The organism is Leclercia sp. M50 (assembly GCF_037150775.1).
GTDB lineage: Bacteria > Pseudomonadota > Gammaproteobacteria > Enterobacterales > Enterobacteriaceae > Enterobacter.
Window position 1 is genome coordinate 1 of sequence record NZ_JBBCPK010000077.1, and the last position, 21,768, is coordinate 21,768.

Annotated in this window: 19 protein-coding genes and 4 tRNA genes; 11 read left to right on the forward strand and 12 right to left on the reverse strand. The window is 57.0% G+C overall.

Annotated features, from left to right (window positions below; all coding sequences use genetic code 11):
• Positions 1-13: 13 nt before the first annotated feature.
• The 10 genes from WFM46_RS17415 to mltB all read right to left on the reverse strand — a co-directional run bounded on the left by WFM46_RS17415 (position 14) and on the right by mltB (position 7,595).
• Positions 14-90, reverse strand: a tRNA-Arg gene (locus tag WFM46_RS17415).
• A gap of 197 nt (positions 91-287) precedes the next feature.
• Positions 288-364: transfer RNA gene (locus WFM46_RS17420), tRNA-Arg, on the reverse strand.
• Between the two features lie 64 nt (positions 365-428).
• A tRNA-Arg gene (locus WFM46_RS17425) sits at positions 429-505 on the reverse strand.
• 4 nt (positions 506-509) lie between these two features.
• Positions 510-602: transfer RNA gene (locus WFM46_RS17430), tRNA-Ser, on the reverse strand.
• A gap of 342 nt (positions 603-944) precedes the next feature.
• Entirely contained in the window at positions 945-1,130 is a 186-nt protein-coding gene (gene csrA, locus WFM46_RS17435; protein WP_000906486.1) for a carbon storage regulator CsrA, read from the reverse strand.
• Positions 1,131-1,371: 241 nt separating this feature from the next.
• On the reverse strand, positions 1,372-3,999 hold the full coding sequence (alaS, locus tag WFM46_RS17440; protein ID WP_336998126.1) for an alanine--tRNA ligase: 2,628 nt from the start codon (positions 3,997-3,999) through the stop codon (positions 1,372-1,374).
• 131 nt (positions 4,000-4,130) lie between these two features.
• Complete coding sequence (gene recX / locus WFM46_RS17445; protein WP_336998127.1) at positions 4,131-4,631, reverse strand: recombination regulator RecX; 501 nt, start codon at positions 4,629-4,631, stop codon at positions 4,131-4,133.
• Between the two features lie 67 nt (positions 4,632-4,698).
• Entirely contained in the window at positions 4,699-5,757 is a 1,059-nt protein-coding gene (gene recA, locus WFM46_RS17450) for a recombinase RecA (RefSeq protein ID WP_103180881.1), read from the reverse strand.
• Positions 5,758-5,844: 87 nt separating this feature from the next.
• Complete coding sequence (pncC, locus tag WFM46_RS17455; protein WP_325941556.1) at positions 5,845-6,342, reverse strand: nicotinamide-nucleotide amidase; 498 nt, start codon at positions 6,340-6,342, stop codon at positions 5,845-5,847.
• A gap of 161 nt (positions 6,343-6,503) precedes the next feature.
• Positions 6,504-7,595, reverse strand: a complete 1,092-nt coding sequence (mltB, locus tag WFM46_RS17460) for a lytic murein transglycosylase B (RefSeq protein ID WP_156655151.1) — start codon at positions 7,593-7,595, stop codon at positions 6,504-6,506.
• A 267-nt stretch (positions 7,596-7,862) separates the two neighbouring features.
• Between mltB and srlA the strand changes: the two genes are divergently transcribed.
• From srlA to gutQ, 7 genes are all read left to right on the forward strand, one after another.
• Positions 7,863-8,426 carry a PTS glucitol/sorbitol transporter subunit IIC gene (gene srlA / locus WFM46_RS17465; RefSeq protein WP_180209503.1) on the forward strand — a complete coding sequence of 188 codons (564 nt, stop codon included), beginning with the start codon at positions 7,863-7,865 and terminating at the stop codon, positions 8,424-8,426.
• The gene (gene srlE, locus WFM46_RS17470) at positions 8,423-9,382 is read left to right on the forward strand and encodes a PTS glucitol/sorbitol transporter subunit IIB (protein ID WP_336998128.1); all 960 of its coding nucleotides are present in this window, start codon (positions 8,423-8,425) and stop codon (positions 9,380-9,382) included. Before srlA ends, srlE begins: the two co-directional genes overlap by 4 nt.
• Before the next feature lie 12 nt (positions 9,383-9,394).
• On the forward strand, positions 9,395-9,757 hold the full coding sequence (gene srlB / locus WFM46_RS17475; RefSeq protein WP_336998129.1) for a PTS glucitol/sorbitol transporter subunit IIA: 363 nt from the start codon (positions 9,395-9,397) through the stop codon (positions 9,755-9,757).
• 14 nt (positions 9,758-9,771) lie between these two features.
• Positions 9,772-10,551, forward strand: coding sequence for a sorbitol-6-phosphate dehydrogenase (gene srlD, locus WFM46_RS17480; RefSeq protein ID WP_103180887.1), 780 nt, complete (start codon positions 9,772-9,774; stop codon positions 10,549-10,551).
• Positions 10,552-10,654: 103 nt separating this feature from the next.
• Positions 10,655-11,014, forward strand: a complete 360-nt coding sequence (gene gutM, locus WFM46_RS17485; RefSeq protein ID WP_103180888.1) for a transcriptional regulator GutM — start codon at positions 10,655-10,657, stop codon at positions 11,012-11,014.
• A 63-nt stretch (positions 11,015-11,077) separates the two neighbouring features.
• A complete protein-coding gene (gene srlR / locus WFM46_RS17490) occupies positions 11,078-11,851 on the forward strand; it encodes a glucitol operon DNA-binding transcriptional repressor SrlR (protein WP_103180889.1) in 774 nt (257 codons plus the stop codon).
• A complete protein-coding gene (gutQ, locus tag WFM46_RS17495) occupies positions 11,844-12,809 on the forward strand; it encodes an arabinose-5-phosphate isomerase GutQ (protein WP_114385874.1) in 966 nt (321 codons plus the stop codon). Before srlR ends, gutQ begins: the two co-directional genes overlap by 8 nt.
• Here the strand turns inward: gutQ and norR are convergent.
• A complete protein-coding gene (gene norR, locus WFM46_RS17500) occupies positions 12,806-14,320 on the reverse strand; it encodes a nitric oxide reductase transcriptional regulator NorR (RefSeq protein WP_336998130.1) in 1,515 nt (504 codons plus the stop codon). The two genes, gutQ and norR, sit on opposite strands and share 4 nt — an antisense overlap.
• A gap of 189 nt (positions 14,321-14,509) precedes the next feature.
• Between norR and norV the strand changes: the two genes are divergently transcribed.
• Complete coding sequence (norV, locus tag WFM46_RS17505; protein ID WP_159339784.1) at positions 14,510-15,958, forward strand: anaerobic nitric oxide reductase flavorubredoxin; 1,449 nt, start codon at positions 14,510-14,512, stop codon at positions 15,956-15,958.
• Positions 15,955-17,088, forward strand: a complete 1,134-nt coding sequence (norW, locus tag WFM46_RS17510) for an NADH:flavorubredoxin reductase NorW (RefSeq protein ID WP_103180893.1) — start codon at positions 15,955-15,957, stop codon at positions 17,086-17,088. Before norV ends, norW begins: the two co-directional genes overlap by 4 nt.
• A gap of 350 nt (positions 17,089-17,438) precedes the next feature.
• On the opposite strand, the gene WFM46_RS17515 is transcribed toward norW, so the two are convergent.
• Entirely contained in the window at positions 17,439-18,452 is a 1,014-nt protein-coding gene (locus WFM46_RS17515; protein WP_103180895.1) for a LacI family DNA-binding transcriptional regulator, read from the reverse strand.
• Between the two features lie 244 nt (positions 18,453-18,696).
• On the opposite strand from WFM46_RS17515, the gene ascF reads away from it, so the two are divergent.
• A complete protein-coding gene (gene ascF, locus WFM46_RS17520; RefSeq protein WP_180209499.1) occupies positions 18,697-20,148 on the forward strand; it encodes a PTS cellobiose/arbutin/salicin transporter subunit IIBC in 1,452 nt (483 codons plus the stop codon).
• Between the two features lie 18 nt (positions 20,149-20,166).
• Positions 20,167-21,591: a 6-phospho-beta-glucosidase gene (locus tag WFM46_RS17525; protein WP_336998131.1), complete on the forward strand. Its 1,425-nt coding sequence runs from the start codon at positions 20,167-20,169 to the stop codon at positions 21,589-21,591.
• Positions 21,592-21,768 lie beyond the last annotated feature (177 nt).

The window sequence follows — 21,768 nt, forward strand, 5'->3', positions numbered from 1 at the left end:
ATCTCGGAGAATATGGTGCATCCGGGAGGATTCGAACCTCCGACCGCTCGGTTCGTAGCCGAGTACTCTATCCAGCTGAGCTACGGATGCATCGGGATTTACTACTGTACTACTCGATACCACATATCGTTTCGAAATCGACATGCAATAAAAGATGGTGCATCCGGGAGGATTACTCGGCTGCGCCTCACCCTTCGGGCCGTTGCTGAAGCAACGTTATCCTCCCTGGTGCTGGCGATTAACTCGCAGACCTTGAAACAACAGCTTCGCTGTTATCTCGGAGAATATGGTGCATCCGGGAGGATTCGAACCTCCGACCGCTCGGTTCGTAGCCGAGTACTCTATCCAGCTGAGCTACGGATGCATCGGGATTTACTACTGTACTGCTCGATATTCATATCACTTCTAAAGCAATATGAAGTAATAGATGGTGCATCCGGGAGGATTCGAACCTCCGACCGCTCGGTTCGTAGCCGAGTACTCTATCCAGCTGAGCTACGGATGCAAAATGGCGGTGAGGCGGGGATTCGAACCCCGGATGCAGCTTTTGACCGCATACTCCCTTAGCAGGGGAGCGCCTTCAGCCTCTCGGCCACCTCACCACACAACGCCTCTTTCGAGTGCTTCGAGTAACTCGCTAAGAGCTTCTCGTCGCTGCGTGGCGCATATATTACTTTCTGGGACTTATAAGTCAAACAATTTTCCACAAGCTTTTATCGTTTGCACAATTCACAGGCAATTCGGACGTAAAACCTGCAAAGAGAGTGTTTTATAAACGTATTTTGCCCCTCTTTCTACACTCTTCTGCATGGAGAACGGTAGATTTTGGCGAAGTAAAAGAGATGAGAGTGGTCAAAAACAGAGCGAACGAAACAGAACGGTAACTTTAAGGAAGGAGAATGTCAGGAGGGGTGCGTCTCGCCAGAGAGCGAGACGCGATAATATCAGTAACTTGACTGCTGGGATTTTTCAGCCTGGATACGCTGGTAGATCTCTTCACGATGAACAGAGACTTCTTTAGGGGCGTTCACACCAATACGTACCTGGTTACCCTTTACCCCTAAAACTGTCACGGTGACCTCATCCCCAATCATGAGGGTCTCACCAACTCGACGAGTCAGAATCAGCATTCTTTGCTCCTTGAAAGATTAAAAGAGTCGGGTCTCTTGTATCCCGGCATTATCCATCATATAACGCCAAAAAGTAAGCGATGACAAACACGTAATGTGTAGGTAGTCACGGCATCACAATCTGTTAAACGTAAGTTTAGCCGATATACACAAACTCAACCTGACTTTATCATTATGGATAGCGTAGAGCGCAGTACGCCATAACGGTGTCGTTATGGCGTCTGATTACGCTTTGTAATTATTACAGTTTCGAATTTACCCAGCTTTCTACACTGGCCAGTGCTGCCGGGAGGGCCGCAGCGTCCGTACCACCGGCTTGCGCCATGTCAGGACGACCACCGCCTTTGCCGCCCACTTGCTGAGCGACCATACCAATCAGTTCCCCTGCTTTCACACGGTCGATCACGTCCTTAGATACGCCCGCAATCAGAGAAACCTTACCTTCCGCTACCGTTGCCAGAACGATAACCGTTGAACCGAGCTGGTTCTTCAGATCGTCGACCATGGTACGAAGCATTTTCGGCTCAACGCCCGTCAGCTCGCTGACCAGCAGTTTAACGCCTTTAATCTCAACCGCTTTGCTGGAAAGGTTTGCGCTCTCCGCAACCGCAGCCTGCTCTTTCAGCTGCTGGAGTTCTTTTTCCAGTTGGCGGGTACGTTCCATCACGCTGCGCACTTTCTCGCCCAGGTTCTGACTGTCGCCCTTCAGCAGCTGCGCGATGTCGTGCAACTGATCGCTCTCAGCATGGAGGCTAGCAATCGCGCCTTCACCGGTGACCGCTTCGATACGACGAACGCCTGCCGCTGTACCCGATTCGGACACGATGCGGAACAGACCGATGTCGCCAGTACGGCTGGCGTGGGTACCGCCACACAGCTCGGTGGAGAAATCACCCATGCTCAGCACGCGTACACGGTCGTCATACTTCTCGCCGAACAGAGCCATCGCGCCTTTGTTCTTCGCCGCTTCGAGGTCCATGATGTTGGTTTCGATCGGCAGGTTACGACGGATCTGGGTGTTAACCAGATCTTCCACCGCGCGAATTTCTGCCGGTTTCATCGCTTCGAAATGGGAGAAGTCGAAACGCAGCACTTTGTCATTTACCAGCGAGCCTTTCTGCGCAACGTGCGTACCCAGAACCTGGCGCAGTGCGGCATGCATCAGGTGCGTCGCGGAGTGGTTCAGACGAATACGTGCGCGGCGCGCTTCGTCAACGATAGCCTGAACGCCCTCGCCCACTTTCAGTTCGCCGGATGCCAGCGTCCCCTGGTGGCCGATCGCCTGACCATATTTCTGCGTGTCGCTGACGGCAAAGCTAAAACCATTGCCGTTCAGTTCGCCTTTATCACCCACCTGGCCGCCTGATTCAGCGTAGAATGGCGTTTTGTCCAGAACCACAACGGCAGTCTGGCCCGCGCTGATGCTCTCTACGGCTTTGCCGTCAACAAACAGGGCAGTGACTGTACCGTTAGTTTCCAGATGCTCGTAACCTTCAAATTCGCTGCTGCCATCAACGCGGATCATGGCGTTGTAATCGGCGCCGAAACCGCTGGACTCACGCGCACGACGGCGTTGCTCTTCCATTGCCGCTTCGAAGCCCGCTTCGTCAACTTTGATGTTGCGCTCGCGGCAAACATCAGCCGTCAGGTCAACCGGGAAACCATAGGTGTCGTACAGACGGAAGGCGGTTTCGCCATCCAGGGTGTCGCCTTTCAGCTTCGACAGCTCGTCGTCCAGCAGGGTCAGGCCACGTTCCAGGGTACGGGCAAACTGCTCTTCTTCGGTTTTCAGAACCTGCTCAACCTGCGCCTGCTGACGTTTCAGCTCTTCGCCCGCTGCGCCCATAACGCCAATCAGCGGCCCCACCAGCTTATAGAAGAAGGTATCTTTCGCGCCCAGCATGTTGCCGTGGCGGATCGCGCGGCGAATGATACGGCGCAGCACGTAGCCGCGGTTTTCATTCGATGGGATCACGCCGTCAGCAATCAGGAATGCACAGGAGCGGATGTGGTCGGCAATCACGCGCAGGGATTTGTTGCTCAGGTCGGTCGCGCCAGTCACGTCGGCAACGGACTTAATCAGAGTGCTGAACAGATCGATGTCGTAGTTGGAGTTAACGTGCTGCAGTACTGCGGCAATACGCTCCAGACCCATACCGGTATCTACGGATGGCTTCGGCAGTGGCTCCATGGTGCCGTCGATCTGACGGTTGAACTGCATGAAGACGATGTTCCAGATCTCGATGTAACGGTCGCCATCTTCTTCTGGGCTACCCGGAGGGCCGCCCCAGATGTGGTCGCCGTGATCGTAGAAGATTTCGGTGCAAGGACCGCACGGACCGGTATCGCCCATCTGCCAGAAGTTGTCAGACGCGTACGGGGCGCCTTTGTTATCGCCGATGCGAATAATACGTTCGCGCGGGATACCCACCTCTTTTTCCCAGATTTCATAGGCTTCATCGTCGGTTTCGTAGACGGTAACCCACAGGCGCTCTTTCGGCAGGTTGAACCAGTTTTCACCGGTCAGCAGTTCCCATGCGTACTGGATAGCGTCATGTTTGAAATAGTCGCCGAAGCTGAAGTTACCCAGCATCTCGAAGAAGGTGTGGTGACGTGCGGTATAACCGACGTTTTCCAGATCGTTATGTTTACCACCCGCACGTACACAACGCTGTGAGGTGGTCGCGCGGGAATAATTACGCTTGTCGAGACCAAGGAAGACATCCTTGAACTGGTTCATCCCGGCGTTGGTAAAAAGTAAAGTTGGATCGTTGTTCGGTACCAGGGAGCTGCTGGCAACAACCTGATGTCCCTTACTATGGAAAAAATCGAGAAACGCCTGTCGGATCTCAGCGGTGCTCTTGCTCATAATTATCCTGAAATCAAGCTAACGAAATGTCACAGCGGGCCACTACGCAACCGTTGTTGGACGGACCAGCTACTGTAAAAAGTGGGAATAAGATAAGTTTTCTTTGGAGGGAAGTAAAATCCCGCATGCGTTCAATTGGTAAAATTACGCCAGATATCCTGTATATCCTCCATCAGGAAACCGCGGTAGAGCAAAAAGCGCTGGATTTTGACTTTTTCTGAAAATTCACGCGGCAGCGGTTCGCCATATTTTCGCACCGCCTGTTCCCGCGCCAGTTCGCACCAGTCAATCTCGCATTCACGCATCGCGCGTTCTGTGATTTCCCGTGGGATACCTTTCTGATTAAGCTCCTGGCGGATACGCGCCGGGCCATAACCTTTACGGCTGCGGCTGGCGATAAAGCGAGAGACGAAGCGGGTATCGTCCAGATAGTTATGCTCGTAACACCAGGCAATAATGCGGTCATAATCTTCCGCGGTCGCGTCGATTTGTTCCGGGCCGTTTTTGCTCATGACCGGCGCCATGAGTTTGCGGCGCAGCTCCTGTTCGCTATGGTCGCGCACGCTCAGTATGCGTACCGCGCGATCAAGCAGACGGTTCCAGGCGGGGCGTCGGGGGGATGATTCACTCATAAAGCACCTGCTGAAAAACAAATGCAAAAAAGGGCCGCAATCGCAGCCCTTTTATTACATCAAGTGATTAGAAATCTTCGTTGGTTTCTTCTACGTCTGCGTCATCCGCAGTGAAGTCTGGCTTAGCATCCTGATTGTTGAGAAGCAGATCGCGTACCTTCTTCTCAATCTCTTTCGCTGCTGCCGGGTTCTCTTTCAGCCAGGAGATAGCATTCGCTTTACCCTGACCAATCTTGTCGCCGTTGTAGCTGTACCAGGCGCCCGCTTTCTCAATCAGCTTCTCTTTCACGCCGAGGTCAACCAGTTCGCCGTAGAAGTTGATGCCTTCGCCGTAGAGGATCTGGAATTCAGCCTGTTTGAACGGTGCAGCGATTTTGTTCTTAACCACTTTCACACGCGTTTCGCTACCCACCACGTTCTCACCGTCTTTAACGGCACCGATACGGCGGATATCCAGACGCACGGAGGCGTAGAATTTCAGCGCGTTACCACCGGTGGTGGTTTCCGGGTTACCGAACATCACACCGATCTTCATACGGATCTGGTTGATGAAGATCAGCAGCGTGTTGGACTGCTTCAGGTTACCGGCCAGCTTACGCATCGCCTGGCTCATCATACGTGCCGCGAGGCCCATGTGAGAGTCACCGATTTCGCCTTCGATTTCTGCTTTTGGCGTCAGCGCCGCTACGGAGTCGACGATGATTACGTCAACTGCGCCAGAGCGCGCCAGTGCGTCACAGATCTCCAGTGCCTGCTCACCGGTATCCGGCTGCGAGCAGAGCAGGTTGTCGATATCAACACCCAGTTTACGTGCGTAAACCGGATCCAGCGCGTGCTCAGCATCGATAAAGGCACAGGTTTTGCCCTCGCGCTGTGCAGCAGCCACAACCTGTAAGGTCAGGGTGGTTTTACCGGAGGATTCTGGCCCGTAGATCTCTACGATACGACCCATAGGCAGGCCGCCAGCACCCAGTGCAATATCCAGAGAAAGCGAACCGGTGGAGATAGTTTCTACATCCATGGAACGATCTTCACCCAGGCGCATGATGGAACCTTTACCGAATTGCTTTTCGATCTGGCCCAGTGCTGCCGCCAACGCTTTCTGTTTGTTTTCGTCGATAGCCATTTTTTCCTCTCATGCCGGGTGAAACAACTGCGCTTCACCTTGGATTTCTGTTCTGTTGCAGCAATTATACTGTATGCTCATACAGTATCAAGTGTTTTGTAGAAAATGTTGCCAGAGCGTTTTTAACGCATAAACGGTGGCCTGACGACGCACGCTTTCACGGTCGCCGCTAAAGCATTCCCGGCGGGTAATCCCCTCCCCTTGGGCCGTCGCAAAGCCAAACCACACTGTTCCAACAGGCTTTTCCTCGCTGCCACCGTCCGGCCCGGCGATGCCGCTAATAGAGATAGCATAGTCCGCCCGGGCAGCACGCAGGGCGCCAATCGCCATCTCAATGACCACCGGTTCACTCACCGCGCCGTGCTCGATGAGCGTGGGCTCACGAACCCCAATCATCTGCGCTTTCGCTTCATTACTGTAGGTGACAAAACCGCGTTCAAACCAGGCGGAACTGCCCGCGATATCGGTGATAGCTTTCGCCACCCAGCCACCGGTACAGGACTCAGCCGTGGTGACCGTGGCACCGCGCTGTTTCAGCGCCTGCCCTACCCTCTCACTGAGCTGCATTAATTCATGGTCAGTCATCTCGTTTTGTCTCCATAAAAACGTGCAGCACAAGATAGCACTTTAGTCGGTAGATATGAGGATGAGGTGGCGCTTTTACGAGGGGGATTCAGAAAAAATAAACGTAGCCATCCGGCCAGGAGTGAAACGTGAGTGGCGTAAGCCACCCACGTTTTCAGGCGTTAACTGAACGGCGAGGCCGCCCTCGCCTGGGCCACCGCCAGCCCCAGCTGCCAGACCGCCATCGCATAGTGCGTGCTGTGGTTGTAGCGGGTGATGGTGTAGAAGTTCGGCAGGCCGTACCAGTACTGATAACCGGTGCCAATATCCAGACGTAGCAGGCTCACCTGCTGATTGCCGTTCAGCGGCTGCTGCGGCGTGAGGCCGGCAGAGGTCAGCTGTGCCGCGCTGTAGCGGGTTTTAAAGCCGTTCTCCAGCCCCGGTGCCTGGCCGTTAGCCATAACCGCGACCGGCTGGCCTGGCGTCCAGCCATGCTCTTTAAAGTAGTTGGCGACGCTGCCAATGGCATCTTCAGGATCCCACAGGTTGATGTGCCCGTCCCCATTGAAATCGACCGCATACTGCTTATAGGAGGAGGGCATAAACTGGCCGTAGCCCATCGCCCCAGCAAAGGAGCCTTTCAGATCCAGCGGGTCGTCCTGCTCGTCACGGGCCATCAGCAGGAAGGTTTCCAGCTCAGAGGAGAAGTATTCCGCCCGGCGCGGGTAGTTAAAGGAGAGGGTCGCCAGTGCATCAAGAATGCGGGTTTTTCCCATCACCCGGCCCCAGCGGGTCTCCACGCCGATAATCCCGACGATGATCTCCGGCGGCACGCCGTAAACCTGCTGGGCACGGGTCAGTGCATCCTGATACTGATTCCAGAACGCCACGCCATTCTGCACGTTATCCGGGGTAATAAACTGCTTGCGATAGCGCAGCCATGCGCCGTTCGGTCCGGCCGGAGGCTGGGTGGTCGGCGCCTGACGATCCATCAGTCGCAATACATAATCCAGACGTTTCGCCTGGGAGAGGATCTCCTGTAGCTGGGCTTTGTTAAAGCCGTGCTTGCTCACCATTTTGTCGATGAACTGCTCCGCCGCAGGGTTATTGGCAAAGTCGCCCCCCATCTGCATCACATTATGCTGAGGCTCCAGCAGGAAGCCGCCGGAAGGGGCGCCTGCCGTTTGCTGGACCTCTTCGGTCTTCGGTTTACTACTGCATGCGGAGAGCAGAATAAGCGCAGGGAGTAGCGCTGCGTAACGACGCTTGAACATGACACATCCATTCACGAATTCGATAAGTGGCAAGTATGGTAAAGCATCCGGGACACCTCAAGGAAGGGGCGCACACGCACCCGGCAAAATCTTTACGCTGCCTAAAGGTAAATTCAGTCTCTTCTTCACCACGCCGCCGTCACCTTTCCTATTATCTTTCAAAATAATCACTTTTTCTTTCATTGTGAGATCTGTTTAACACTTTAAAACCTTTCAAAGTGATTATTATTACTCCGCCAGAGCGAACATACCCTACAGGAGAAAACAATGATAGAAACCATCACCCATGGCGCCGAGTGGTTTATCGGGCTGTTTCAGAAAGGTGGCGAGGTCTTTACCAGCATGGTCACCGGCATTCTGCCGCTGCTGATCAGCCTGCTGGTGATCATGAATGCGCTGATCAACTTTATCGGCCAGCAGCGGATTGAAAAGCTGGCCCAGCGCTGCGCAGGTAACCCCCTCTCCCGCTATCTGCTGCTGCCCTGCATTGGCACCTTTGTGTTTTGTAACCCCATGACCCTGAGCCTCGGGCGCTTTATGCCCGAACGCTACAAGCCGAGCTACTACGCGGCAGCATCCTACAGCTGCCACTCCATGAACGGCCTGTTCCCGCATATCAACCCGGGCGAGCTGTTTGTCTATCTGGGGATCGCCAGCGGCCTGACCACCCTCGGCCTGCCGCTCGGCCCGCTGGCGGTGAGCTACCTGCTGGTCGGCCTGGTGACTAACTTCTTCCGCGGCTGGGTGACCGATCTCACTACCGCCATTTTCGAAAAGAAGATGGGCATTCAGCTTGAACAGAACGTCCAGCTTAAAGGAGCCACAGCATGAGCCGGATCCGCATTGAAAAAGGCACGGGGGGCTGGGGCGGCCCGCTGGAGTTCGACGCCACCGAAGGCAAAAAAATCGTCTACATCACCGCGGGCACCCGCCCGGCTATCGTCGACAAGCTGCGCGAACTCACCGGCTGGGAAGCGGTGGACGGCTTTAAAGAGGGCGAGCCGCCGGAAGCGGAGATCGGCGTGGCGGTGATCGAATGCGGCGGCACCCTGCGCTGCGGCATCTACCCGAAACGGCGCATTCCCACCGTCAATATTCATTCGACGGGGAAATCCGGCCCGCTGGCGCAGCATATCGTGGAGGACATTTACGTCTCAGGCGTAAAAGAAGAGAACATCACGCTGGTAGACGGGGCTGCACCAGCCAAAAAGCACGCGCCGCGCGAATATGACACCAGCAAGAAGATCACCGAGCAGAGCGACGGTCTGCTGGCAAAAGTCGGTATGGGAATGGGTTCTGCGGTTGCGGTCCTGTTCCAGTCCGGGCGCGACACCATCGATACGGTGCTGAAAACCATCCTGCCGTTCATGGCCTTCGTCTCGGCGCTGATCGGCATCATTATGGCCTCCGGGCTGGGGGACTGGATCGCCCACGGCCTGGCTCCGCTGGCCAGCCATCCGCTCGGGCTGGTGACCCTGGCGCTGATCTGCTCCTTCCCGCTGCTGTCGCCGTTCCTCGGCCCCGGCGCGGTCATCGCCCAGGTTATTGGCGTGTTGATTGGCGTGCAGATTGGGCTGGGCAATATTCCCCCGCACCTCGCCCTGCCCGCGCTGTTCGCCATTAATGCCCAGGCCGCCTGTGACTTTATCCCGGTGGGGCTGTCGCTGGCTGAAGCACGCCAGGAGACCGTGCGCGTCGGCGTCCCTTCGGTGCTGGTAAGCCGCTTCCTGACCGGCGCGCCAACGGTGCTGATCGCCTGGTTCGTCTCCGGCTTTATTTATCAATAAGAGGAATTCCTGATGACCGTGATTTACCAGACCACCATTACCCGCATCGGCCAGAGCGCCCCGGATGCGCTGAGCGACCAGATGCTGATCACCTTTCGTGAAGGGGCCCCGGCAGATATTGAGGAGTTCTGTTTTATCCACTGCCACGGCGAGCTCAATGGCGAGCTGAAGGCCGGAAGCGAGCTGGAGCTGGGCGAAACGCGCTATGCCGTCACCGCCGTGGGCGACGTGGCCGAACAAAACCTGCGCGAGCTGGGCCACATCACCCTGCGTTTCGACGGTCAGTCCCAGGCGGAGTACCCCGGCACGGTTCACGTGGCGGGCCCGGTTCCACAGGCTGTTACCCCAGGCTGCACATTAAAATTTGTTGCGTAATTAAGGAGAGAAATATGAGTCAGGTTGCCGTTGTCATTGGTGGAGGACAAACCTTAGGGGAGTTCCTCTGCCGTGGGCTTGCCGCAGAGGGTTACCGCGTGGCGGTAGTCGATATCCAGAGTGAAAAGGCCGCCCGCGTGGCGGACGCCATCAACACCGAATTCGGTAACGGGATGGCCTGGGGATTTGGCGCCGACGCCACCAGCGAGCAGAGCGTGCTGGCTCTCGCCCGCGGCGTGGACGAGATTTTTGGCCGTACCGATCTGCTGGTCTACAGCGCCGGGATCGCCAAAGCGGCCTTTATCAGCGATGTGGAGCTGGGAGATTTCGACCGTTCATTGCAGGTGAACCTGGTGGGCTATTTCCTCTGCGCCCGGGAGTTCTCGCGCCTGATGATCCGCGACGGCATTGCCGGGCGCATCATTCAGATCAACTCCAAATCCGGCAAGGTGGGCAGCAAGCACAACTCCGGCTACAGCGCGGCCAAGTTCGGCGGCGTGGGGCTGACGCAGTCCCTGGCGCTGGATCTGGCGGAATATGGCATTACCGTGCATTCCCTGATGCTCGGCAACCTGCTGAAATCGCCGATGTTCCAGTCCCTGCTGCCGCAGTACGCCACCAAACTTGGCATTAATGAGGATCAGGTGGAGCAATACTACATCGATAAAGTGCCGCTGAAGCGCGGCTGCGACTACCAGGATGTACTGAATATGCTGCTGTTTTATGCCAGCCCGAAAGCCTCTTACTGCACCGGGCAGTCGATCAATGTCACCGGTGGACAGGTGATGTTCTGATCGAGCCTAAACGCCCGGTGGCGCTTCGCTTACCGGGCCTACAAACCTCGAACCCCAGGCCGGACAAGCGTAGCGCTGCCCGGCCATAGCACAGGAGCTAAACATGGTCACCACCCTGATCACCGTCGCCGTTATCGCCTGGCTGTGCCAGCTGGCACTTGGCGGCTGGCAAATCCATCGTTTTAACCGCGCCTTTGACGCCCTTTGCCAGAAAGGGCGCGTGGGCGTGGGCCGCTCCGGCGGTCGCTTTAAGCCGCGGGTGATTGTCGCCATTGCGCTGGATGATAACCACCGGGTCTGTGACTCCTTGATGATGCGTGGGCTGACGGTCTTTGCCCGACCGGTGAAAATTGCAGCGATTAACGGCACCGCGTTGCAGGAATTAGAGCCCGATGTGATCTTTCCCAATGATTCGCTCTGTCAGGATGCACTATCATTAGCGCTTAAATTGAAACATGGATAATTTCGTTGTGAACGTTATAAGCTTGCGAAATTATCATTTCGCAACCTAAGGAACTCAACGCCTATGAAACCCCGCCAGCGGCAGGCGGCCATACTCGACCATTTGCAAAAACAGGGAAAATGTTCGGTTGAGGATCTGGCCCACTACTTTGATACCACCGGCACCACAATCCGCAAGGATCTGGTGATCCTGGAAAACGCCGGGGCGGTGATCCGCACCTATGGCGGCGTGGTGCTGAATAAAGACGAGGCCGACCCGCCTATCGATCACAAGACGCTCATCAACACCCATCAGAAGGCGTTAATCGCTGACGCCGCGGTAAAATTTATCCATGACGGCGACTCCATTATCCTCGATGCGGGCAGCACGGTTCTGCAGATGGTGCCAATGCTGAGCCGCTTCAATAACATCACGGTGATGACCAACAGCCTGCATATCGTCAACGCCCTGTCCGAATTCGACAATGAACAAACCATCCTGATGCCCGGCGGCACCTTCCGCAAAAAGTCGGCCTCGTTTCACGGCCAGCTTGCGGAGAACGCCTTCGACCATTTCAGCTTCGACCGCCTGTTTATGGGCACCGACGGCATCGACCTCAACGCGGGCGTCACCACCTTCAATGAAGTGTTCAGCGTCAGTAAAGCGATGTGCAATGCCGCCAGGGAGGTGATCCTGATGGCGGACTCGTCAAAGTTTGGCCGTAAAAGCCCGAATATTGTCTGTAGCCTGGAGAGCGTCGATAAGCTGATTACCGACGCGGGCATCGATCCGGCGTTTAAGAAAGCGCTGGAAGAGAAAGGAATCGACGTGATTGTAACCGGAGAGCGTGATGAGTGATTTTCTGTTAAACGCGGGTCGCCAGACCCTGATGCTGGAACTGCAGGAGGCCAGCCGCCTGCCGGACCGTCTGGGGGAAGATTTTGTTCGCGCAGCCAATACCATTATTCACTGCGACGGGAAGGTGATCGTCTCGGGCATCGGCAAATCCGGGCATATTGGCAAGAAGATTGCCGCGACCCTTGCCAGCACCGGCACCCCCGCCTTTTTTGTCCACCCTGCTGAAGCCCTGCACGGCGATCTGGGGATGATTGAGAGCCGCGACGTGCTGCTCTTTATCTCCTACTCCGGCTCGGCAAAAGAGCTGGATTTGATCCTCCCGCGTTTGCAGGAAAAATCGGTGGCGCTGCTGGCGATGACCGGCAAGTCCCGCTCGCCGCTGGCGCTGGCCGCCAACGCTACGCTGGATATTTCGGTGGAGCGCGAAGCCTGTCCGATGCACCTCGCCCCGACCTCCAGCACCGTCAACACGCTGATGATGGGCGATGCGCTGGCGATGGCGGTGATGCAGGCCCGCGGGTTTAATGAAGAGGATTTTGCCCGCTCGCACCCGGCAGGCGCCCTGGGAGCACGCCTGCTGAATAAAGTGCACCACCTGATGCGCACCGACGAGGCTATCCCGCAGGTGAAACTGAATACCAGCGTGATGGACGCGATGCTGGAGCTGAGCCGTACCGGACTGGGGCTGGTGGCGGTCTGTGATGATGACCAGCAGGTCAAAGGGGTCTTCACCGACGGCGACCTGCGCCGCTGGCTGGTGAGCGGCGGCAAACTGGAGATTGCCGTCAGCAACGCCATGACCGCCGGTGGCCTGACGCTGAATGCCGACAGCCGCGCCATTGAAGCCAAAGAGCTCTTGATGAAGCGCAAAATCACCGCCGCGCCGGTGGTGGATAGCCATGGCCGCCTGTGCGGTGCCATCAACCTGCAGGATTTCTACCAGGCAGGCATTCTCTAACCCTTAAGACCCAGACGTTTCGCCAGCCGGTGCAGGTTGGCGACGTCCGTCTCCAGCGCCCTCGCGCTCGCCGCCCAGTTGCGGCTGTTCTGCTCCAGCGCCCGGACAATCATCTGGCGCTGAAACGCCTCCGTCGCCTCACGCAGGTTCTGATTCTCAACGCGCGGCGTCTCCGGCGTCACCACGGGTGTGCTCTCATCATGCAGAGCAAAGTGCTGCGCGTGGATCACCACTTCATCCCCTGCCCGCGCCGCCCGGGCCAGTACTACCGCCCGGTGAATGGCATGTTCCAGCTCGCGCACGTTGCCCGGCCAGGCGTAGCTCAGCAGATGCGCCCGGGCGCCGGGGCTTAGCACCACCCGGGATAACCCCATCCGCAACCGGCACTGTTCACAGAAATAGCCTGCCAGCAGTACCACATCTTCGCCACGCTCGCGCAGCGGCGGCACCGAAAGCGGAAACACACTCAGGCGGTGGTACAGATCGGCGCGGAAATGCCCGGCTAACACCTCTTCGCGCAGATCGCGGTTGGTGGCGGCCAGCACCCGCACGTCGACCCGCAGGCTGCGGTCATCACCCACGCGCTGGATATCGCCATACTGCAACACGCGCAGCAGCTTGGCCTGCAATGCCAGCGACAGTTCCCCAATCTCATCCAGGAACAGCGTGCCGTTATCGGCCATCTCAAACTTGCCGCTGCGGTTGCTGATGGCCCCGGTAAACGCCCCTTTGACGTGACCAAAGAGCTCGCTCTCCGCCACGCTTTCCGGCAGCGCGGCGCAGTTGAGATAGACCAGCGGATTCACCGCCCGGGGAGAAGCCTGATGAATGGCTTTGGCCACCAGCTCTTTACCGGTGCCGGTCTCCCCTTCGATCAGCACGTTCAGGTCGGAGGCGGCGACAATCTCAATCTTTTTTTTCAGGCTCATCATGCCCGGCGAGAGGCCAATCATCTCGGTGCTTTTTACCTGCTCAAACCCCGTCGGGCGGGTGGAGAGGGTGTTCTGGCTCTCGAGCTGCTCAATCAGCAGGGCATTATTCAGCGCCCCGGCGGCCAGGGCGGCAATCAGCCTCAACTCTTCGTCGCTGAAGGTGTCGAACTGGTCCGGCGACATGCCATCGAGGGTCAGCGCGCCAATCAGGTTCTGCCCGGCAAACAGCGGCAGGCCGATACAGGCGTGTACCTTCAGACTCTCCTGACCGGGGATCAACCCGTCGTAGGGATCGGGCAGGCCGCTGTCGGCCGGGAAGCGCACCACATCCCCGGCGCGGGCGATGGTCTCCAGCCGCGGATGGCCTTCAAGGGTGAAGCGCCGCCCCAGCACATCCTGCGCCAGCCCGTCGATCGCCAGCGGGATAAACTGCCGCCCTTCGTAGCGCAGCAGCGCCGACGCATCGCACTCCAGCACGTGGCGCAGGGTGGAGATCAGCCGCTGAAAGCGATCCTGATGGCCGATGCCGCTCTGCAATTCAATGGCGATTTTCGCCAGCACCTCTACAGAAAAACTCATTCTCGCCTCGTTGTCATTTTGACAATACACAGTGTCATATTGACTATACCAGACACAGTCAAATTGACTACCATAAGAGTGCGGTTATTTTTAAAACCATTAAAAATTAATAACTTAAAAAGTTGGCACGCACCCTGCAATAGGCATGACATCTTTCATTTAATTGCGCTGTATTAAGTTGAGGTTGCTATGTCTATTCTGGTTAAAAACAATATTCATTGGGTTGGTCAACGTGACTGGGAAGTACGTGATTTTCACGGAACGGAGTACAAAACGCTGCGCGGCAGCAGCTATAACAGCTATCTCATCCGGGAAGAGAAAAACGTCCTGATCGATACCGTCGATCATAAATTCAGCCGCGAGTTCGTGCAGAACCTGCGCAGTGAAATCGACCTGGCCGATATCGACTACATCATCATTAACCATGCGGAAGAGGACCACGCCGGGGCGCTGACCGAGCTGATGTCCTGCATCCCGGATACCCCGATCTACTGCACCGCCAACGCCATCGACTCCATCACCGGCCATCACCACCATCCGGAGTGGAACTTCAACGTAGTGAAAACCGGCGACTCTCTGGATATCGGCAACGGCAAACAGCTGATCTTCGTGGAAACCCCGATGCTGCACTGGCCGGACAGCATGATGACCTACATGACCGGGGACGCGGTGCTCTTCAGTAACGACGCCTTCGGCCAGCACTACTGCGACGAACGTCTGTTCAATGACGAAGTGGATCAGGCCGAACTCTTTGAGCAGTGCCAGCGCTACTACGCCAACATCCTCACCCCGTTCAGCCGTCTGGTAACGCCAAAAATCACCGAGATCCTCGGCTTTAACCTGCCGGTGGATATGATTGCCACCTCTCACGGTGTGGTCTGGCGTGATAACCCTACGCAGATCGTCGAGCTGTACCTGAAATGGGCGGCGGATTATCAGGAAGACCGCATCACGATTTTCTACGACACCATGTCCAACAACACCCGCATGATGGCCGACGCCATCGCCCAGGGCATTAATGAAGTTGACCCGAACGTGGCGGTGAAAATCTTTAACGTCGCCCGCAGCGATAAAAACGACATTCTCACGAACGTCTTCCGCTCAAAAGGCGTGCTGGTGGGTACCTCCACCATGAACAACGTGATGATGCCGAAAATTGCCGGCCTGGTGGAAGAGATGACCGGCCTGCGCTTCCGTAACAAACGTGCCAGCGCCTTCGGCTCTCACGGCTGGAGTGGCGGCGCGGTAGACCGTCTCTCCACCCGTCTGCAGGACGCAGGCTTTGAAATGTCGATGAGCCTGAAGGCGAAATGGCGCCCGGATCTCGATGCGCTGGAAGTCTGCCGTCAGCATGGTCGCGATATTGCCCGTCAGTGGGCGCTCGCTCCGCTGCCTGAAGCCAGCGTGAAACCTGCCGCTCAGGCGGAAGAAAGCGCCAGCGTCGAAGAGACCACCGCCGACCTCGGCCCCTGCATGCAGTGCAGCGTCTGCCAGTGGATCTACGATCCGACCCTCGGCGAGCCGCTGCAGGACGTCGCGCCAGGTACCCCGTGGAGCGACGTGCCGGACAATTTCCTCTGCCCGGAATGTTCCCTTGGTAAAGATGTATTTGAAGAACTGGCATCGGAGGCAAAATGAGCCACGGTATCGTCATCATCGGCTCGGGCTTCGCCGCCCGCCAGCTGGTGAAAAATATCCGTAAACAGGATGCGAACGTCCCGCTGACGCTTATTGCAGCGGACAGCATGGATGAGTACAACAAGCCAGACTTAAGCCACGTTATCAGTCAGCGCCAGCAAGCCGACGATCTCACCCGCCAGACGGCGGGAGAGTTTGCCGAACAGTTTAACCTGCGCCTGTTTCCCTACACCTGGGTCACCGACATCGACGCCGCAGCCCACGTGGTCAAAGGGAAAGACAAGCAGTGGTCCTATGACAAACTGGTGCTGGCAACCGGAGCCTCGGCCTTTGTGCCGCCGGTTGCAGGCCGCGAGCTGATGCTGACCCTGAACAGCCAGACGGAGTACCGCGCCTGCGAAAGCACGTTGCGTGACGCCCGACGGGTGATGATTGTTGGCGCGGGTCTTATCGGCAGCGAACTGGCGATGGATTTTTGCCGGGCCGGGAAAGAGGTCACCCTGGTTGACCATTCCGCCAGCATTCTCTCAGCGCTGATGCCCGCCGAAGTAAGCAGTCGCTTACAACACCGGCTGACCGATATGGGGGTGCATCTGCTGCTGAAATCCCAGCTGCAAAGCCTGACCCAAACCGATACCGGGATCTGCGCCCTGCTGGATCGGGATCGCTGCCTTGAAGTCGATGTGGTGATTGCCGCCACCGGCCTGCGCCCGGAAATCGGGCTGGCACAGCGGGCCGGTGCAGAAACAGATCGCGGGGTAAAGGTCGACAGCTATCTGCAAACCACCCGGCCCGATATTTATGCTCTGGGCGACTGCGCCGAAATTAACGGTCAGGTGCTGCCGTTCCTGCAGCCGATCCAGTTAAGCGCCATGTATCTGGCGAAGAATCTGCTCGGGGCCAGTACGCCACTGAAACTGCCTGCGATGCTGGTGAAGGTCAAAACGCCGGAACTGCCGCTGCACCTGGCAGGCGAAACCCAGCGCCAGGATTTGAACTGGCAGATCGCCATCGAAGCCCAGGGGATGGTGGCGAAAGGGGCCGACAACGAGGGCAATCTGCGCGCCTTTGTGGTCAGCGAAGATCGAATGAAGGAGGCCTTCGCCCTACTGAAAGCATTACCCGTTTAACCCTCAAACTCTTGTTCTACTCGTTGTATGCTTGTCAGATTTTGCCTTTCGCAGCCCCGGTGCCCGGGGCTTTTTTAATGCGGAACAGCGATGAAGCCGCGTCAGGTTTTAAGCCTGTTTTCCGGCCTACACTGTTGCGCTACTCCTTCACCGGAGACGACACATGGCAAACTTCACCCAGGAAATAACCTGGCTTGCCGCCTGGTTCAGACAGGTCAGGAAGCATGAACCTCTTTTTTCGCTGGCGCTGTCTCAGCCCATTACCGCTCAACGCCCTGGTAAACGTGCAGGATATGGCGCTGACCGCGGGCGGTCGACTCGGCTTTACTCGTGCCTGGCTGCTCTGTAAATCAGTGGTGCGGGCCGGGGATGACGGAATCACGCAGCATCAACTCTCCGGCGAAGGTCTGCCGGAAAGTGAAATCCCCACCATCGAGCATAAAGATCAGACGGCTGATGGTCTCTTTCACCATCTCTGTCACCGGTACGCGCACGCTGGAGAGGGAGGGTACCACGTAGGGCGCCATCGCAATGTCATCGAAACCCACTACCGACACCGCCTCCGGCACGGCGACCCCACTGTCGTGAAGCTGCTTGATGGCGCCGATCGCCATGTCGTCATTGCTCGCCACCAGCGCGGTAAAATGCTCGCCGCGCGCCAGCAGCGTCGCCACCCCTGCCGCGCCGCTGGCCGGGTGCCATTTACCCTCGACAATCAGCGACTCGCGTAGCGGAATGCGGTGCGCAGCAAGGGCCTCTTTGTAGCCGGAAAGGCGTTCGATGCCGGTGGGGGAATCGAGCGATCCGGTGATAAACGCGATATCGCGGTGGCCCTGCTCGATAAGGGTCGATACCGCCGCCTGGCTGGAGGCTTTATGATCTGACCAGACGCAGTGGCTGCTGTTTTTACGCAGGCGGCGGTTAAGCACGATCACCGGCTGGGCGTGTTTCTGGATGATCTCGTCCATCTCATCAACGCTGAGAAAACGCGGGTAGATGATGATCGCATCGCAGCGCATATCCAGCAGGTACTGAATCGCCTCGCGCTCCTCATCGGCGCTGTGCTTACCGTCGGCGAGGATCAGCTGACGTCCCTTCTCTTCGGTCATTCTGGCGGCATGGAACAGCAGCTCGCTGAAATAGACCCCGTGGTAAAGGGTGTTGGTCACCACCAGCCCAAGGGTTTGCGTGCTTTTGGTCGCCAGGTTACGCGCCAGTAAATTAGGCCGATACCCGCTCTCTTCAATCGCCTGAAAAACCTTGTCTTTTGTCTCCTGGCTCACGTAGCCATTGCCCGAAAGCACCCGGGAAACCGTCGCTTTCGAGACCCCTGCCCGCTTCGCCACTTCCAGCATCGTGGTCATGCATCTGTTCCGTCTTAATCCCGTGAGCGGCAGTGTACTGCACCGCGTGAAAATTGTCGCAGCGTCTGTCACACGCTTTTTAACACGCCAGGTGATCGCCATCACGAATTTAAAAAATGGCTAAAACGTGATCTTGTTAGATTCCAGGAAACTCTTCATGATTTTGTGGAACCGGTTTCCTATATAAGTTTCATCGCTCACCCCGATGAAGACGTACCTTACTGATAAAACAGGATACAACCCGATGGCCAAAAATTATGCTGCGCTGGCGAATGCCGTTGTCAGCGCGCTCGGCGGCAAAGAGAATATCGTCGCGGTCACCCATTGCATGACCCGTCTGCGCTTCGTGGCAAAAGACGAAAGCCTGATCGACAGCGCGACGCTGAAAAGCATCAGCGGCGTGCTGGGCGTCGTGCGCAACGACAACCAGTGCCAGGTGATCATCGGCAATACCGTTTCCCAGGCGTACCGCGAGGTGGTCAACCTGCTGCCCGCCGACATGCAGCCTGCCGCGCCCCAGGGGCCGCAAAAGCTGACCCTGAAACGCATTGGCGCGGGCATTCTTGATGCCCTGATCGGCACCATGTCACCGCTGATCCCGGCGATCATCGGCGGGTCGATGGTCAAGCTGCTGGCGATGATCCTCGAGATGAGCGGCGTGCTGGCCAAAGGCGATCCGACGCTGACGATCCTGACCGTAATCGGCGACGGCGCGTTCTTCTTCCTGCCGCTGATGGTGGCCGCCTCTGCGGCGGTGAAATTCAAAACCAACATGTCGCTGGCGATCGCCATTGCGGGCGTGCTGGTCCACCCGAGTTTTATTGAGCTGATGGCGAAAGCGGCGCAGGGCGAGCACGTTGAGTTCGCGTTTGTGCCGGTGACGGCGGTGAAATATACCTATACGGTGATCCCGGCGCTGGTGATGACCTGGTGCCTGTCCTATATCGAACGCTGGGTGGACAAAATCACCCCGGCGGTAACGAAAAACTTCCTCAAGCCAATGCTGATCGTGCTGATTGCCGCCCCGCTCGCCATCGTCCTGATTGGGCCGCTGGGGATCTGGATCGGTAGCGGCATCTCCGCGCTGGTTTACACCATTCACGGCTATCTGGGCTGGCTCTCCGTCGCCATCATGGGCGCGCTGTGGCCGCTGCTGGTAATGACCGGGATGCACCGCGTCTTTACGCCTACCATCATTCAGACCATTGCCGAAACGGGCAAAGAGGGGATGGTGATGCCGTCAGAAATCGGCGCCAACCTCTCCCTCGGCGGTTCGTCGCTGGCGGTCGCCTGGAAAACCAAAAACCCGGAACTGCGCCAGACGGCGCTGGCCGCGGCCGCTTCCGCCATCATGGCCGGGATCTCTGAACCGGCGCTGTATGGCGTGGCGGTTCGTCTGAAACGTCCTTTAATTGCGAGCCTGATCAGCGGCTTTATCTGCGGCGCCGTGGCCGGGATCGCCGGGCTGGCCAGCCACTCGATGGCGGCGCCGGGCCTGTTTACCAGCGTCCAGTTCTTCGACCCGGCCAACCCGATGTCCATCGTCTGGGTATTCGGAGTCATGGCCCTGGCCGTGGTGCTCTCTTTCGTGCTGACCCTGATTCTGGGCTTTGAAGATATCCCGGTAGAAGACGAAGCAGAAAAAGCGCGCGCGCTGCAATCCGCACCGGTTCAGGCCAAAGCAGCACAAGCATAAATTTATAGCGAGGTAAGAATGTCAGTTTTTCCACAAGGATTTTTATGGGGCGGCGCACTGGCCGCTAACCAGAGCGAAGGCGCATACCGCGAGGGCGGCAAGGGCCTGACCACCGTCGATATGATCCCCCACGGCGCAAACCGCCTGGCGGTGAAGGTCGGCAAGGAAAAACGCTTTTCGCTGCGTGACGACGAGTTCTATCCCAGCCACGACGCGATCGATTTTTACCATCGCTATAAAGAAGATATCGCCTTAATGGCCGAGATGGGCTTCACGGTATTCCGTACCTCCATTGCCTGGAGCCGCCTCTATCCGAACGGCGACGAACCGCTGCCTAATAAAGAAGGGATTGCCTTTTACCGGGCGGTGTTTGAGGAGTGCAAAAAGTACAATATCGAACCGCTGGTAACCCTCTGCCACTTTGACGTGCCGATGCATCTGGTGACCGAGTATGGCTCCTGGCGCAACCGCAAGATGGTCGATTTTTTCGCCCGCTACGCCCGCACCTGCTTCGAAGAATTTAACGGGCTGGTGAAATACTGGCTCACCTTCAACGAGATCAACATCATGCTGCACAGCCCCTTCTCCGGTGCCGGGCTGGTGTTTGAGGAAGGTGAAAATGAGGATCAGGTGAAGTATCAGGCCGCCCACCATGAGCTGGTTGCCAGCGCGCTGGCAACCAAAATTGCCCACGAGGTGAACCCACAAAACCAGGTGGGCTGCATGCTGGCGGGCGGTAACTTCTACCCCTACTCCTGCAAACCGGAAGATGTGTGGACGGCATTAGAAAAAGATCGTGAGAACCTGTTCTTTATCGACGTCCAGGCCCGTGGCCGCTACCCGGCCTACTCTGCTCGCGTGTTCCGCGAAAAAGGGGTGGTGATTGTCAAAGATCCGGGTGATGACGCACTGCTGACACACACCGTCGATTTTGTCTCATTCAGCTATTACGCCTCGCGCTGCGCCTCGGCGGATATGAATGCCAACAACACCAGCGCGGCCAATATCGTGAAATCCCTGCGTAACCCGCATATTGACGTCAGCGAGTGGGGCTGGGGCATCGACCCGCTGGGCCTGCGCATTACCATGAACATGATGTACGACCGCTACCAGAAGCCGCTCTTCCTGGTGGAGAACGGCTTAGGCGCGAAGGATGAGATGGACGCCAACGGTGAGATTAACGACGACTACCGCATCAGCTACCTGCGGGAGCATATCCGCGCGATGGGCGACGCCATTGAAGATGGCATTCCGCTGATGGGCTACACCAGCTGGGGCTGCATCGATCTGGTTGCCGCCTCCACCGGCGAGATGAGCAAGCGCTACGGCTTTATCTATGTCGATCGTGATGATGCGGGCAACGGCACCCTTGAACGCAAACGCAAAAAATCGTTCTGGTGGTACAAGAAAGTGATTGCCAGCAACGGTGCAGATTTAGATTAACCCCCCTTCGCCGGGCGGCGCTACGCTTGCCCGGCCTACAAATCCCCTATGAAATCCAATAATTTCATGACGTTATTATCGTTCATTGACACCGTGAATATATCATTGTATAAAACCCCGCCATAATAAATGATATTCATTCTCAGCCATGCTCCCGGGCTGTCATCAATAAATTAA

Coding starts and splice junctions, on each gene's coding strand:
- pncC (WP_325941556.1), bottom strand. CDS start 6,342: ATGACTGACCATGAATTAATGCAGCTCAGTGAGAGGGTAGGGCAGGCG.
- recA (WP_103180881.1), bottom strand. CDS start 5,757: ATGGCTATCGACGAAAACAAACAGAAAGCGTTGGCGGCAGCACTGGGC.
- srlR (WP_103180889.1), top strand. CDS start 11,078: ATGAAACCCCGCCAGCGGCAGGCGGCCATACTCGACCATTTGCAAAAA.
- gutQ (WP_114385874.1), top strand. CDS start 11,844: ATGAGTGATTTTCTGTTAAACGCGGGTCGCCAGACCCTGATGCTGGAA.
- WFM46_RS17515 (WP_103180895.1), bottom strand. CDS start 18,452: ATGACCACGATGCTGGAAGTGGCGAAGCGGGCAGGGGTCTCGAAAGCG.
- gutM (WP_103180888.1), top strand. CDS start 10,655: ATGGTCACCACCCTGATCACCGTCGCCGTTATCGCCTGGCTGTGCCAG.
- norR (WP_336998130.1), bottom strand. CDS start 14,320: ATGAGTTTTTCTGTAGAGGTGCTGGCGAAAATCGCCATTGAATTGCAG.
- mltB (WP_156655151.1), bottom strand. CDS start 7,595: ATGTTCAAGCGTCGTTACGCAGCGCTACTCCCTGCGCTTATTCTGCTC.
- srlE (WP_336998128.1), top strand. CDS start 8,423: ATGAGCCGGATCCGCATTGAAAAAGGCACGGGGGGCTGGGGCGGCCCG.
- recX (WP_336998127.1), bottom strand. CDS start 4,631: ATGAGTGAATCATCCCCCCGACGCCCCGCCTGGAACCGTCTGCTTGAT.
- ascF (WP_180209499.1), top strand. CDS start 18,697: ATGGCCAAAAATTATGCTGCGCTGGCGAATGCCGTTGTCAGCGCGCTC.
- csrA (WP_000906486.1), bottom strand. CDS start 1,130: ATGCTGATTCTGACTCGTCGAGTTGGTGAGACCCTCATGATTGGGGAT.
- srlA (WP_180209503.1), top strand. CDS start 7,863: ATGATAGAAACCATCACCCATGGCGCCGAGTGGTTTATCGGGCTGTTT.
- WFM46_RS17525 (WP_336998131.1), top strand. CDS start 20,167: ATGTCAGTTTTTCCACAAGGATTTTTATGGGGCGGCGCACTGGCCGCT.
- norV (WP_159339784.1), top strand. CDS start 14,510: ATGTCTATTCTGGTTAAAAACAATATTCATTGGGTTGGTCAACGTGAC.
- srlB (WP_336998129.1), top strand. CDS start 9,395: ATGACCGTGATTTACCAGACCACCATTACCCGCATCGGCCAGAGCGCC.
- alaS (WP_336998126.1), bottom strand. CDS start 3,999: ATGAGCAAGAGCACCGCTGAGATCCGACAGGCGTTTCTCGATTTTTTC.
- srlD (WP_103180887.1), top strand. CDS start 9,772: ATGAGTCAGGTTGCCGTTGTCATTGGTGGAGGACAAACCTTAGGGGAG.
- norW (WP_103180893.1), top strand. CDS start 15,955: ATGAGCCACGGTATCGTCATCATCGGCTCGGGCTTCGCCGCCCGCCAG.